The organism is Jezberella montanilacus, from assembly GCF_003003055.1.
In the GTDB taxonomy this organism is placed as follows: Bacteria; Pseudomonadota; Gammaproteobacteria; order Burkholderiales; family Burkholderiaceae_B; genus Zwartia; species Zwartia montanilacus.
Genome location: NZ_PVTV01000014.1, coordinates 49,503 through 63,166, shown reverse-complemented (window position 1 = coordinate 63,166; position 13,664 = coordinate 49,503). Strand labels below are relative to the sequence as shown.

The window sequence follows — 13,664 nt, the reverse complement described above, 5'->3', positions numbered from 1 at the left end:
AAACAGTCACTTCAGTTGACTCCAGACCAACCCCTGAGCGCCAAAACGGCACTCTGCTCGAGTTCTAACTTGGTTTTTCCTTCTCGCGCTGCAACGGCAAGACCTTGAAAAATCATCACCAGATAACGCGCGAGTGCATGCAGATCGGTGTTGACATCAAGATCCCCCTCTGAAAGACCACGCTCGAGGCGGTTAAACAAAAGCTTTTCAAAACCCGCGCGCTTCTCTGTCAGAATTTTCTCAATTTCGGGGGAACTTTGTCGATCAAAGGAAATGCCAGAGAGGACGATCAGGCATCCGCTCGGTGTCTCTTTATCTGTGAAATGATTCGCAGCTTCAAGAAGAAGTGAGGAGATCGCTTTTTTGGTAGGAGTGAGTTTGAGGCAATTCTCAACAAACGACACGCTGGCTTGATAGCGACCGAGCGCTTCGCGAAAGAGGTCGGCTTTGTCGTTGAAAGCTGCGTACAGGCTGGCTGGCCGAATACCCATCGCGCACGCAAGTTTATGGATGGAGGTCGCTTCGTAACCATGCTCCCAAAACAGGCGTACTGCAATGTTCAATGCTTCATTGCGATCAAATTGCCGTGGCCGGCCTCGACATCTTGCAATCGACAGGAGTTCTATTTTCATTGCGATCGACGATTAAGTCACTTGACACCTTATCGTTCAAGGTTATCATATATTTATTGAGTGATCGATCAATAAATATGCGCAGTGCGATAGACCACCATAGCAAATCCCGATCGTCATGATCGCCACATCTGGTTAAGACTGTATCCCATGAATGCGAAAACACTTAGTGCAGCAAGCTTGCTTTTAATCATTTTGTCGGCGTTATCTGGTTGTAAGGATGGGGCGGGCGCTGGCGGGGCTCGTGGGCCTGCGCCGGTGAGCGTTGTGCCTGTCGTGTCGCGAAGCTTCACGGATAGTGAAAAATTTAGCGGACGACTTGAAGCAACCGAATATGTCGAATTACGCCCGCGTGTGAGCGGCACCATCGATAAAGTTCACTTTACTGATGGCAGCATGGTCGCAAAAGACCAGCCCCTGTTTACGATCGACCAGCGACCTTTCGCTGCAGAGGTTGCCCGACTTGAAGGGCAATGGTCAGCAGCGAAGTCTCGTGCAGAACTGGCAAACACAGAACTTGCCCGGGCACTAAAACTGAGAGAAGCAGGTGGTATCTCGAAGCAAGAGTTTGATCAGATCAAGTCCACTTCAAACACGAGCGCCAGCGATGTGCAGTCAACTGAAGCAGCGCTGCGCACGGCAAAGTTAAACCTCGAGTTTTCAAGCGTGCGGGCGCCTGTTGCCGGTCGGGTCTCGAGAGCAACGGTGACCGCAGGCAATCTGGTTAATGAGCAAGTTGTCCTCACAACGATTGCGGGGGTCGCTCGCGTCTACGCTTACTTCGACTGCAATGAACAAGTCTTCCTCAGGATGCGCGCAGCCGGTGACAAGACCCCTTCGGTGCGCATGGGATTGGCGAATGAAGAGGGTTACCCGCACGTCGGTAAGCTGGATTTTATTGATAACCGGATGAGTCCCCAGACTGGCGCCGTCCGTATGCGCGCTACGTTTGACAACACTAAAGGACAGTTCTTACCTGGACTTGCTGTGCATATCGTCATGAACACAACAGACTCTCGTGAGGCGCTGTTGGTGCCTGAGCGTGCGATAGGCACGGATCAAACGCGTAAATTTGTCGTCGTTGTCGGTGATAACGGTCAGCCTGAGTTCAGACCGGTGCAGCTTGGGCCGCTGGACGGCGAAATGAGAGTTATCGCGAGCGGTCCCCTCAAGTCAGGTGAACACATTGTCGTTGAAGGTCTGCAACGTATTATTCCCGGCGTTCCTGTGACGGCTGAGGTCTTGAAGGTCGATGATAAAGGTATGCCATTACCCAAGGCACAACCGACCACCGAACCGAAGAAAAACTAAGGCTGCTTAAATGGATATCTCCCGATTTTTTATTGATCGCCCTCGCTTTGCCGCCGTCCTGTCGATTTTTATTTTTCTCATCGGGGCGTTGGCAATATTTCGGCTGCCGATTTCTGAATACCCTGAGGTTGCTCCGCCGCAAGTGGTTGTCCGCGCCCAGTTCCCGGGTGCTAATCCGCGTGTAATAAGCGAGACCGTTGCGACACCTCTTGAGGAACAGATCAATGGTGTCGAGAACATGTTGTACTACAGCTCGCAAGCGACTGCGGACGGCAGTCTGACCCTGACCGTCACCTTCAGGATAGGTACCAGTCCCGAAGCGGCGGAAACAGCCGTTCAAAATCGGATCAACCGAGCCTTGCCCAGGCTACCGGAAATTGTTCGACAGATTGGCGTGACGACTGAAAAATCCAGTCCTAACCTCACGATGGTTGTGCATTTGGTCAGCCCTGATAACAGTCGCGACGCGCTTTACCTGCGCAACTACGCGCAACTGAACGTGCGGGACGAGGTGCTTCGCATTCCTGGAGCTGGTTCAGTTATCTTGTTCGGCGCTGGCGACTATGCCATGCGGATCTGGCTCGACACTGAAAAGCTCGCCGCACGCGACCTGACCAGCGCTGATGTGGTTGCCGCTATCCGTGAGCAAAATGCTCAGGTGGCGGCGGGTACCGTTGGCGCACCGCCTGCACCCAAGGGAACTGAGTTTCAACTTGCCGTCAATGCAAAGGGACGACTGAGTACGGAGGAAGAGTTTGCCAACATCATTGTGCGTGCTGAACCGTCCACCGGGGCAGTGATCAGACTTCGTGACGTCGGCCGTGTCGAACTGTCATCAGGGTCGTACTCTCTGCGAAGCTTGCTCAATAACAAAGAAGCGGCTGCAATCGCCATCTTTCAGTCGCCAGACGCGAACGCCTTGGCTTTATCTGACAAGGTGCGGGAAAAAATGGAAACGCTGAAGCGTAATTTCCCGCCGGGCATGGACTACAGCATCGTTTACGATCCCACACGCTTTGTGCAGACGTCGATTGAGAAAGTGGTCGGAACACTGTTGGAAGCGGTTTTGCTCGTGGTCCTCGTCGTCATCATCTTTCTGCAAACGTGGCGGGCATCTATCATTCCGTTACTCGCAGTGCCGATCTCGATCGTCGGGACGTTTGCCTTTTTGTTATTGCTTGGCTACTCAATCAATACGCTCACTCTTTTTGGCCTCGTGCTTGCCATTGGTATTGTTGTCGATGATGCCATTGTGGTGGTAGAGAACGTTGAACGCAATATTGAAGCCGGTCTGAACTCGCATGATGCCACGGTGAAGGCGATGCGAGAGGTCTCTGGGCCGATCGTTGCCATTGCGCTCGTCTTATGCGCCGTGTTTGTTCCGCTGGCCTTTGTACCTGGCCTGACAGGTCAGTTTTATAAACAGTTTGCGGTCACGATCGCTATCAGCACTGTCATCTCAGCTTTCAATTCACTGACCCTCAGCCCTGCGATGAGTGCGTTGCTATTGCAACCGCATGGTGCACCTAAAGATAGGCTCACACGGGTCATTGATAAGGTATTCGGCGGATTTTTTAAGTTGTTCAATCGTTACTTTGGCCGAGCCAGCACCGCCTATAGTCATCGCGTCTCAAGTGTGATCGGGCGCAAAACGCTGTCTATCGCTGTTTACGTGGTGCTATTGGGATTTGCCGGACTGTTATTCGCTCGAATACCCGGCGGTTTCGTCCCCGCACCTGATAAACAATATCTGATCGGTATTGCCCAACTGCCCGCAGGTGCCACGATCGACCGCACGGAAGCAGTCATCCGCGAGATGAGTGATATCGCGCTCAAGGTCCCGGGCATTGTCAACTCTGTGGCGTTTCCGGGATTGTCAATTGCCGGCTTTTCAGCGGCACCTAATGAGGGGATCGTTTTTTTCGGACTGGACGAATTCGAAAACCGTACCTCGCCTGCACTGAGCAAAGGCGCAATCCTGGGACGCGTGAATGGAGCAATCCAACAAATTCAGGGCGCCCGAATGTTCGTGGTGCCCCCGCCCGCTGTCGATGGCTTGGGCAATGCTGGCGGCTTCAAGATTCAAGTGCAGGATCGGTCTAGTCTCGGCGAGCAGGCGTTGTTCGGTGGGGTTTGGGGCGCGCTTGGTCAAATTTACGGCAATCCAAAGTCCAGCATCGGTACGCCTTATTCCACCTACGACATCAATGTGCCTCAGCTTTTCGCTGACATCGATCGAACACGCGTCAAGCAAATGGGTGTGCGCCTCTCTGACGTTTACGACACGATGCAGGTTAATCTTGGCTCACTTTACGTCAACGATTTCACCAAATTTGGTAAGACTTACCAAGTGGTGGTTCAAGCCGATGCGTCTTTCAGAGCCGATGCCAGTTCGATTATGGCTTTGAAAACACGCAATGCTGCTGGCGAAATGGTCCCGCTCGGCGCACTCATGAAGGTCGAACCGACTTTCGGTCCAACTCGTGTCACGCGTTACAACGGCTACCCATCGGCTGATGTGAACGGTGCGCCTAATATCGGGTTTTCGAGCAGCGAGGCAGAACTTGAGATAGAGACTTTGTTGCAGCGAACATTGCCCAGAGGTTTGACCTACGAATGGACAGAGCTTAGTTACCAAGATCGTCTCACCCGCGATTTCAAAATCCCGGGTGTGAATCTCAGCTTGCCGACCTTAGCGGCGGTGCTGGCGATTTCAGTGCTGCTTGTCGTTCTCGTGTTAGCTGCACAATACGAGAGCTTTACCCTTCCGCTGGTCATCGTGCTCATCGTCCCCATGGGCATTCTATCGGCCCTTTTCGGTGTGTGGCTGTCGAGTCTGCCTCCTTTTTCGCAACCAGCTGATCTGAATATTTTTACGCAAGTCGCGCTCGTCGTGCTGGTGGGTCTTGCTTGTAAAAACGCTATCTTGATCGTTGAATTTGCCAAAGATCTCGAAGAGCAAGGCGAGCGGTTATTCGATGCCATCACCCATGCCTGCAAAATGCGCTTGCGTCCGATTCTCATGACGTCGATTGCGTTCTGCGCAGGCGTTGTCCCCTTGATCCTGGGTGGCGGTGCCGGTAGCGAAATGCGACGGGCAATGGGTATAGCTGTTTTCTCCGGCATGGTTGGTGTCACCTTGTTCGGTATTTTTCTTACCCCTGTGTTTTACGTGCTCATGCGCAGAGATCGTTCACTAAGAAATGCAGATGGACCGTCAGGTCATGCTCAGCCAACTAGTGAAGGAGACTCGCGATGAGATCAATAGTGTTGGATGCAACCCTTCATCGTTTGAGCCTGGTGGTTGTCGCGCTGAGCTTGGCTGGTTGCGCGGTGGGGCCCGATTATCAGAAACCTGTCGTACCAATGGATCCAGCGTTCGTCGGGGCGCGCAATACCGAAGCTGTGGTGGATATCCGAACTTTCTGGCAAGGCTTTGGCGACGAAAAACTGAATTCGCTGATTGATAAAGCACTGCTAGCCAATGGCGACGTGAAGCTCGCCAGCGCCAGATTGCAAGAAGTACGCGCAAGTCAGGATGAGGCCAATGCCGCCTTCAGGCCGAGATTTGGCGCGCAAACCGATGGGAATCGCGAAGTGACCCCTATCACTTCACTACCCGGCACTTCAGTTTCAGATCGTACCAGTAACGTCTACGATGCCAATTTTTTCGCGGCCTGGGAAATCGATCTCTTTGGTCGGTTGCGAAGAAATAGTGAAGCCGCCACAGCTCGAGCAGAGGCAGGGTTGGCGACGCTCGAAGCGGCAAGGACTTCCGTTGCGGGGGAGGTTGCTCGCAATTATCTTGAACTCCGTGGCTTACAGCAACGGCTCGAATTCACTCAATCCAGTCTGACCTTTCAGCGCGACACGCTCAAACTCACCGAGGTACGCTTCGACAATGGTCGCGGCAATCAGCTTGATGTGTCTCGCGCGCAGGGATTGGTAGCCTCGACTGAAGCAAATGTACCTGCTTTACAGACAGCCATCGAGCGTACGATTTTCCGGCTTGCTACCTTAACTGCCCAGCAACCTCGTCTGCTTCTGGCTGAGCTGTCTGCAGCGGCACCGCTTCCGGCTTTGCCTGTGACCGATTTGTCAGCGTTACCGGCAGGTACCACTGAGCAGTGGTTACAACGCCGACCGGACATTATGGCGGCAGAGCAGCAAATCGTGGCGGCCAACGCAGGGATTGGTATTGCAACGAGTGAGCTGTTTCCCAAACTCTCTGTGGCGGGATTGCTGGGTCTCAACTCAGCGAACGTGAGCGACTTGAGTAGCGCTGATTCAAGGCTGTTCTCCCTGGGTGTGACGCTGGCCTGGACACCTTTTGATTTGGGTGCTGTTCGAGCTCGAATCCGCGGCAATGAAGCCCGGACGCTACAAAGTGTGGTCGTTTATGAAAATACGATCACTGCGGCACTGGAAGAGACTGAAGGTGCGTTCAGCAGTTTTACTCGCAATGCCGAAAGGACTCAAAAACTGGATCTGGCGGCTCGTAGTGCGTCTAAGACTGCCCAGCTTGCACGTCTGCGCTACGAAACTGGGGTTATTGATTTCCTCTCTGTGCTGGATGCAGAGCGTCAGTTGCTTGCGCAACAAGATCAACTTATACAAGCACAGGTTTTGACTGCGACTGCTCTGGTTGCCGTTTACCGAAGCTTGGGGGGCGGTTGGGCAGGACCTCAGCTGATCCCCCCCGTCACCGGTAAAAACTGAGCAAAGTAGCTCGATCAGCACTATCTTTCAATCACGTCAGGAGAACACCATGGCTAAAACAGTTGTCATCTATCACTCAGGGTACGGCCACACCGCACGCGTTGCTGAATTCGTTGCGCAAGGCGCCAAGGCACAAACGATCGTCATCAGTCCCGAGGGCGACATTAGCGAAGCAGACTGGGCTACTCTCGATGCCGCAGACGCAATCATCTTTGGTTCGCCAACCTATATGGGATCGGTTAGCTGGCAGTTTAAGAAGTTTGCAGATGCAACCTCTAAGCGCTGGTTCACTAGTGCCTGGAAAGATAAAGTCGCGGGCGGTTTCACCATCTCTGCCAGCCCAAGTGGCGATAAGTTGTCCACGGTTCAGTATTTCATCACCTTAGCGATGCAGCAAGGCATGATCTGGGTTGGTCAGCCTCTGCTGAACGATGGCACGCTTAACCGGCTTGGTTCAAATTCAGGGCTGATGGCGCAAGTCGGCCCCACCAGCCCTGCAGCGGATATTCCGCAAGGGGATCTGGACACGGCAAAAACCTATGGTGAACGGATTGCGAAAGTCGCCGAAACCTTGCGCGGCTAAACGCTGTCGGTTCGGCAATTTCTAGAGGTGTATCACATCCCGCTGTAAACAGGCCCTTCACCACCCTGTGGCGTCACCCACACAATATTCTGTGTCGGATCCTTGATGTCACAGGTTTTACAGTGAACACAGTTCTGAGCATTGATCTGCAAGCGATCGGTATTGTCATCGTTTTTCACATACTCATACACGCCTGCGGGGCAGTACCGTGCTTCAGGACCCGCAAATTTCGCCAAGTTGATCGAAACAGGCACCGAGGCGTCTTTCAGTGTGAGGTGGATAGGCTGGTTCTCTTCGTGATTGGTGTTCGAAATAAACACTGAACTCAAGCGATCAAATGTCAGGACACCATCGGGCTTGGGATATTCGATTTTGGGACACTGATCGGCAGGTTGCAGGCACGCGTAATCGGGCTTGGTGCGATGGATGGTCCAGGGCATGTTGCCTTTCAGCAGCCATTGCTCGATTCCTGTCATCAGCGTGCCGACGCCCCGGCCTTTTTTAAACCATTGCTTGAAGTTGCGAGCTTTGTTGAGCTCAACATGCAACCATGAAGTTTCAAACGCAGCAGGGTAAGCTGACAACTCGTCATGGCTACGCTCAGTTGCCAGGGCAGCAAAAGCAGCTTCAGCAGCCATCATGCCCGACTTGATTGCAGCGTGGCTCCCTTTGATGCGCGACGCATTCAAAAAGCCCGCTTCACAACCAACCAGGGCACCGCCCGGGAACACTAGCTTAGGTAAAGACAACAAACCGCCAGCAGTGATTGCGCGAGCACCATAGGCAATCCGCTTGCCACCCTCAAAGTGCTTGCGAATAGCGGGGTGAGTCTTGTAACGCTGAAACTCTTCAAACGGCGAGAGCCAGGGATTGGCATAATCCAATCCAACGACCATACCGACCGCGACCTGATTGTCGTTCAAGTGGTATAGAAATGATCCGCCATAAGTGTCCGAATCCAAGGGCCAACCGGCGGTATGTACAACAAGACCTGGGCGTGATTTAGCGGGATCGATCTCCCATAACTCTTTAATACCGATGCCATAAGCCTGGGGATCGCGTCCGTCTCCCAGTTTAAATTTGTCGATCAATTGACGACCCAGCTGGCCTCGTGCACCCTCAGCGAAGATGGTGTACTTGGCGTGTAATTCCATCCCCTGCTGGTAGTGATCGGTAGGCTGACCATCGCGACCAACACCCATATCACCCGTTGCAACGCCGCGCACAGCGCCTTGATCGTTGTACAAAACTTCTGCAGCGGAGAAGCCAGGGAAGATCTCGACGCCAAGGGTTTCAGCCTGCTCACCTAGCCAGCGGGCAACTTTACCCAGACTGATTACATAATTACCGTGATTTTGAAAGCACTCAGGCAGCAGCCAGTTCGGGGTCTTGCGTGCGCCGGTTTCCGTCAAAAACAGAAACTCATCCTCAGCGACGGGGGTGTCGAGCGGGGCACCCATGTTCTTCCAGTCGGGTAATAATTCAGTCAAGGCCTGCGGATCCATCACTGCGCCAGACAGGATATGGGCGCCAATCTCGCTGCCTTTTTCCAGTACGCAAACTGATATCTCTTGGCCTTCAGTCGCTGCCAATTGTTTGAGCCTGATGGCAGTGGCCAAGCCGGCGGGGCCTCCGCCGACGACGACAACGTCATATTCCATCGATTCGCGTTCTGACATGCCTGACTCCAAGTTTTTATCTACAGCTAGGTAAATAGGTATGATTTCGCCTAGGATTGTATTGCAGTGAAAGGCAGTCGCGATAGCTTTTGCCTTGCGAATCAACAAACTGACACTTTTGCAGACATGAGGGGAGACGCTTGACCACAATTTCGACCAACTTATTGAGTGTAGGTCATCAATACGACTTTGAAATCCCGATGCGCTGGGCCGACGCTGACAGCCAGAACCATCTTAATAACGCCATGTATTTTCGTTATTTTGAAGAGGCGCGGATGCAGATGCTATACGTTGATGGGCAGAAGTTTTCTGAGCATTATTCTTCTGTGGTGGTATCAACCAGCTGCGATTTCATAAAACCCGTGATGTATCCCGCTCGCATTAGCGTGAGAAATAAAATCATTCGATTGGGACGCAGCAGCCTTGAAGCTGAGGCTGATCTTTACGTGCTGGCTGATATCGCTGCTGGTCCCTATGCAAAGGGTAAGTGGGTACTGGTCTACACAAGCAACCACACGAACAAGGCAGTGCCGTGGTCTGAGGATATGCTGCGGTTCATGGCGACCGCCATCGCCCCTTACCGCGTCACAGCAGAGTGAGTTAATCTAAGCTCAGATAACCCAAGTGCAGCGAACTGGATCGAGAATACGATGCACAATATACGCAGAAACCTAGAAAGGAGCACGAAGCATGAATAAGTTATACGGAAGCGCACTCGAAGCGTTGACTGGTCTGGTGCAAGATGGGCAGACACTCGCCGTGGGCGGTTTTGGGCTCTGCGGCATCCCCGAGGCTTTAATCGACGCAGTGAAAGAACTGGGGGTTCAAAATCTGACTTGTATCAGCAACAACGCAGGCGTTGACGGGTTTGGACTTGGTATTTTGTTGCATACGCGTCAAGTCAAGAAAATGATTGCCTCATATGTTGGCGAAAACAAAGAGTTTGAGCGGCAATATTTGGCTGGTGAACTTGAGCTCGAATTCACCCCTCAAGGTACCCTGGCTGAACGTTTGCGTGCTGGGGGCGCAGGGATCCCCGCATTTTTTACTCGCACGGGTGTAGGCACCATCGTTGCTGACGGAAAAGAAGTACGCGAATTCGACGGCGATCACTACGTCATGGAGCGCGGTCTCGTATCTGACGTGTCCTTGGTTAAAGCCTATATTGCCGATCGCAGTGGCAATCTGGTGTTCCACAAAACGGCGCGCAACTTTAATCCTCCCGTTGCCATGGCTGGCAAAGTAACCGTCGTTGAAGTCGAAAAAATTGTTGAAAACGGCGAGCTTGATCCCGATCAGATTCATTTGCCTGGCATTTATGTGCACCGCATCGTGATCAACGCCAACCCGGAAAAACGTATTGAGCAGCGCACCGTTCGTGCGGCAAATTAAGGAGCAAACGAAAATGGCATGGACTCGTGACGAAATGGCCGCCCGCGCGGCGCGCGAATTGCAAGATGGTTTTTATGTCAATCTTGGTATTGGTTTACCCACGCTGGTTGCCAATCATGTCCCTGAGGGGATTGAGGTTTGGCTGCAATCTGAAAATGGCTTGCTGGGGATTGGTCAGTTTCCAACTGAAGATGAAGTCGATCCCGATATGATCAACGCGGGTAAGCAGACGGTCACCACGATCCCCGGTTCGTCAATTTTTTCATCGGCGGATTCGTTTGCGATGATTCGCGGAGGCAAGATCAATCTGGCGATTCTGGGCGCGATGCAAGTCTCCGAGACGGGTGATTTGGCAAACTGGATGATCCCGGGCAAGATGGTCAAGGGTATGGGCGGCGCCATGGATTTAGTCGCAGGTGTGGGTCGTGTGTTGGTGTTGATGGAACACGTCGCAACCAAAAAAGATGGCACGACCGATTTAAAACTGTTGCCTAAGTGCACCTTGCCACTAACTGGCGTAGGGGTTATTGACATGATCATTACTGATCTGGGTGTGATGGAAGTCACCCCGGCTGGGCTAAAACTGCTTGAACTTGCCCCTGGCGTGTCCGTTGAAGAAATCAAATCCAAAACTGCGGCCAAGCTGGATGTATCTGGCGTCTGATCGCCGCTTGACCTTCGTCCTCCACCGGGATTTACTAAGCCATGACCGAGTCTGCCATCCCTACCCAGCTAGCCGATAACGACGTGATTCACGTTGATAATCTGAGTGTGCGCTTTGCAGGTGCCGAGCGCACCGTCGATGCGGTTAAAAACCTGTCATTTCACGTTGGGCGAGGCGAGACCCTGGCCATTGTGGGTGAGTCTGGCTCGGGTAAATCTGTGACCTCACTTGCTTTGATGCGCTTGGTTGAATACGGGGGTGGGCGCATTATCAATGGATCGATGACGTTACGAAGACGGGATAGTTCTCTGGTGGATTTATCCAAAGCAGATTCCAAAATCATGCGCTCGGTACGTGGCGCAGACATGGCCATGATTTTTCAAGAGCCAATGACCTCACTCAATCCTGTTTTTACTGCAGGTGACCAGATTGCAGAGTCTATACGGTTGCATCAACAGGCCAGTGCAGCGCAAGCCCGCGCTGAGACGTTAAGATTGCTTGAGCAAGTGCGTATCCCCGAGGCGAAGTCTGTTATGGATCGCTATCCACACCAGTTGTCTGGGGGGATGCGCCAACGCGTGATGATCGCGATGGCCCTCGCTTGCAAGCCAGCTCTATTGATCGCCGATGAGCCTACAACTGCACTGGATGTCACCGTGCAGGCTCAAATCCTGCAATTGATCAGTCAACTGCAACAAGAGATGCAGATGGGCGTGATCTTCATTACCCACGACATGGGGGTGGTGGCCGAGGTCGCTGATCGCGTGTTGGTGATGTACAAGGGTGAAAAGGTAGAAGAAGGCGAATCAACCAAGATATTTGCAACTCCCCAGCATCCTTATACGCAAGCTTTGCTGGCTGCCGTACCGCGTCTGGGGTCGATGCATGACACAGACCTGCCTGCCCGTTTTGCGCTGGTGTCACCAGAGCAAAACGCTGCACAAACCAGCGAAAAAGCTGGTGTGAAAATCGAGAATCATCCAAGCACAGATGGGGGATCCCTGATCCTGCCCTACCGGGATCAAGCACCCATTCTGAGCGTTCGTAACCTCATTACACGTTTCGATTTGCGCGGAGGGATTCTTAACCGTGTGCAACGACGCGTGCACGCGGTTGAAAAAGTCAGCTTTGATTTGTTCCCCGGGGAGACCTTGGCGCTGGTGGGCGAGTCTGGCTGCGGTAAGTCTACAACCGGGCGGTCGTTGCTGAGATTAGTTGATATTCAGGGCGGACAGATCACGTTTGATGGGCAAGACGTATTAGCGCTAAAACATCAGCAATTGCAGTCGCTTCGCCGCGACATTCAGTTTGTATTTCAAGATCCCTTTGCCTCGCTGGATCCACGCCTCACCGTTGGCTACTCAATCATGGAGCCACTATTAATCCACAAGGTTTGCAGTCCGGCCGAAGCCCGTGAGCGTGTCGGTCAATTACTTGACCGGGTGGGTTTATCACGCGAGATGGCACGTCGTTATCCGCACGAATTTTCAGGGGGTCAGCGCCAGCGTGTGTGTATTGCCAGAGCCCTGGCATTGAATCCAAAAGTGGTGATTGCGGATGAGTCAGTCTCCGCGCTCGACGTATCCATTCAAGCTCAGATCATCAATTTGCTGATTGACCTGCAAAAAGAGCTAGGCGTCGCGTTTCTCTTTATCTCTCATGATATGGCTGTAGTTGAGCGGATCAGCCACCGTGTCGCTGTCATGTACCTCGGACAGATCGTTGAGATTGGTCCGAGAAGAGAGATTTTTCAGAACCCGCAACATCCCTACACCCGCAAACTGATGTCTGCTGTGCCGATTGCTGATCCAACCCGCCGTCATCAAAAAAGAGTGCTGGATGTCGATGAGTTACCTAGCCCCATTCGCGGTTTGAATGATGACCCACTTGTTGCTCCATTGGTTCAAGTCGGCCCCGATCATTACGTTGCCCGTCATCAGATCGGTGGCGTGTTCTAAGCCAAAGGCCGTTCTTCAAGGATGGCTACAATGCGACTTCTTGCACAAGTTGAAGTGCGTCGAGCATCATACATACGGTAATTAAATGGAAATCGTCACAGGCCTACTCAATCTTCTGTTGCACATCGATAAAACGATGCTCGACTTTATCGCGCAACACGGCAATTGGATATACGCCTTGTTATTCATCATTATTTTTGCTGAAACAGGACTTGTTTTTGCCCCGTTCTTACCCGGTGATTCGCTGCTGTTTGTTGCCGGCGCAATTTGCGCGATTGGCAAGATGGATCCACTCGTGCTGATGGCTTTGCTCAGCGTGGCGGCGATCTTGGGAGACGCATTGAATTACGCGGTAGGTCGCTGGTTTGGTCAGACCTTGATTACAAAAACCAAGTTGATTAGCCAAGAAAGATTAACTTACACGCAAGGTTTCTTCGATCAGCACGGCGGCAAGACAATTGTTATTGCCCGGTTTTTACCCATTGTGCGGACGATGGCGCCCTTTGCGGCAGGGTTTGGCCGAATGGAATCCGGTAAGTTTTTTATGTTCAACGTCAGTGGCGGTTTGTTGTGGGTGATCTCACTTACCCTTGCTGGCTACCTGTTCGGTAATATGCCCTTTATCAGCAACAACCTGACGCTGGTGATTATCGGCATCATTATCGTGTCCTTCATTCCCGGCATCGTCGCTTACTTGCGCGAACGCAGTCGTTCACACTAAACAGC

General features: G+C 52.5%; 11 protein-coding genes. 9 read left to right on the top strand and 2 right to left on the bottom strand.

Translation table 11 applies throughout. The features are described 5' to 3' along the window. Positions 1-11: 11 nt before the first annotated feature. Positions 12-632 (bottom strand): TetR/AcrR family transcriptional regulator, encoded by a 621-nt coding sequence (locus BCM14_RS09625; RefSeq protein WP_106227817.1) that lies wholly within the window; start codon positions 630-632, stop codon positions 12-14. A gap of 150 nt (positions 633-782) precedes the next feature. On the opposite strand from BCM14_RS09625, the gene BCM14_RS09620 reads away from it, so the two are divergent. Genes BCM14_RS09620 through BCM14_RS09605 form a run of 4 tightly spaced genes read left to right on the top strand, consistent with a single transcriptional unit; the run spans position 783 to position 7,245 of the window. After that, on the top strand, positions 783-1,943 hold the full coding sequence (locus tag BCM14_RS09620; protein WP_106227816.1) for an efflux RND transporter periplasmic adaptor subunit: 1,161 nt from the start codon (positions 783-785) through the stop codon (positions 1,941-1,943). 10 nt (positions 1,944-1,953) lie between these two features. Beyond that, positions 1,954-5,202 carry an efflux RND transporter permease subunit gene (locus tag BCM14_RS09615; protein WP_106227815.1) on the top strand — a complete coding sequence of 1,083 codons (3,249 nt, stop codon included), beginning with the start codon at positions 1,954-1,956 and terminating at the stop codon, positions 5,200-5,202. Beyond that, positions 5,199-6,662: an efflux transporter outer membrane subunit gene (locus BCM14_RS09610; protein WP_106227814.1), complete on the top strand. Its 1,464-nt coding sequence runs from the start codon at positions 5,199-5,201 to the stop codon at positions 6,660-6,662. Before BCM14_RS09615 ends, BCM14_RS09610 begins: the two co-directional genes overlap by 4 nt. A 49-nt stretch (positions 6,663-6,711) precedes the next feature. Continuing rightward, positions 6,712-7,245 (top strand): flavodoxin family protein, encoded by a 534-nt coding sequence (locus tag BCM14_RS09605; protein WP_106227813.1) that lies wholly within the window; start codon positions 6,712-6,714, stop codon positions 7,243-7,245. 32 nt (positions 7,246-7,277) lie between these two features. Here BCM14_RS09605 and BCM14_RS09600 read toward each other — a convergent pair whose 3' ends face one another. Continuing rightward, positions 7,278-8,924, bottom strand: coding sequence for an electron transfer flavoprotein-ubiquinone oxidoreductase (locus BCM14_RS09600; protein ID WP_259673532.1), 1,647 nt, complete (start codon positions 8,922-8,924; stop codon positions 7,278-7,280). A gap of 140 nt (positions 8,925-9,064) precedes the next feature. Here BCM14_RS09600 and BCM14_RS09595 point away from each other — a divergent pair, with 140 nt between their 5' ends. From BCM14_RS09595 to BCM14_RS09575, 5 genes are all read left to right on the top strand, one after another. Then, positions 9,065-9,523 carry an acyl-CoA thioesterase gene (locus tag BCM14_RS09595; RefSeq protein WP_146129755.1) on the top strand — a complete coding sequence of 153 codons (459 nt, stop codon included), beginning with the start codon at positions 9,065-9,067 and terminating at the stop codon, positions 9,521-9,523. Between the two features lie 91 nt (positions 9,524-9,614). Further along, positions 9,615-10,316 carry a CoA transferase subunit A gene (locus BCM14_RS09590; protein ID WP_106227811.1) on the top strand — a complete coding sequence of 234 codons (702 nt, stop codon included), beginning with the start codon at positions 9,615-9,617 and terminating at the stop codon, positions 10,314-10,316. Between the two features lie 13 nt (positions 10,317-10,329). Continuing rightward, positions 10,330-10,980: a CoA transferase subunit B gene (locus BCM14_RS09585; protein ID WP_106227810.1), complete on the top strand. Its 651-nt coding sequence runs from the start codon at positions 10,330-10,332 to the stop codon at positions 10,978-10,980. A gap of 41 nt (positions 10,981-11,021) precedes the next feature. After that, positions 11,022-12,938 carry a dipeptide ABC transporter ATP-binding protein gene (locus tag BCM14_RS09580; RefSeq protein ID WP_106227809.1) on the top strand — a complete coding sequence of 639 codons (1,917 nt, stop codon included), beginning with the start codon at positions 11,022-11,024 and terminating at the stop codon, positions 12,936-12,938. 85 nt (positions 12,939-13,023) lie between these two features. Then, positions 13,024-13,659 carry a DedA family protein gene (locus BCM14_RS09575; RefSeq protein WP_106227808.1) on the top strand — a complete coding sequence of 212 codons (636 nt, stop codon included), beginning with the start codon at positions 13,024-13,026 and terminating at the stop codon, positions 13,657-13,659. The last annotated feature ends 5 nt before the right edge of the window (positions 13,660-13,664 follow it).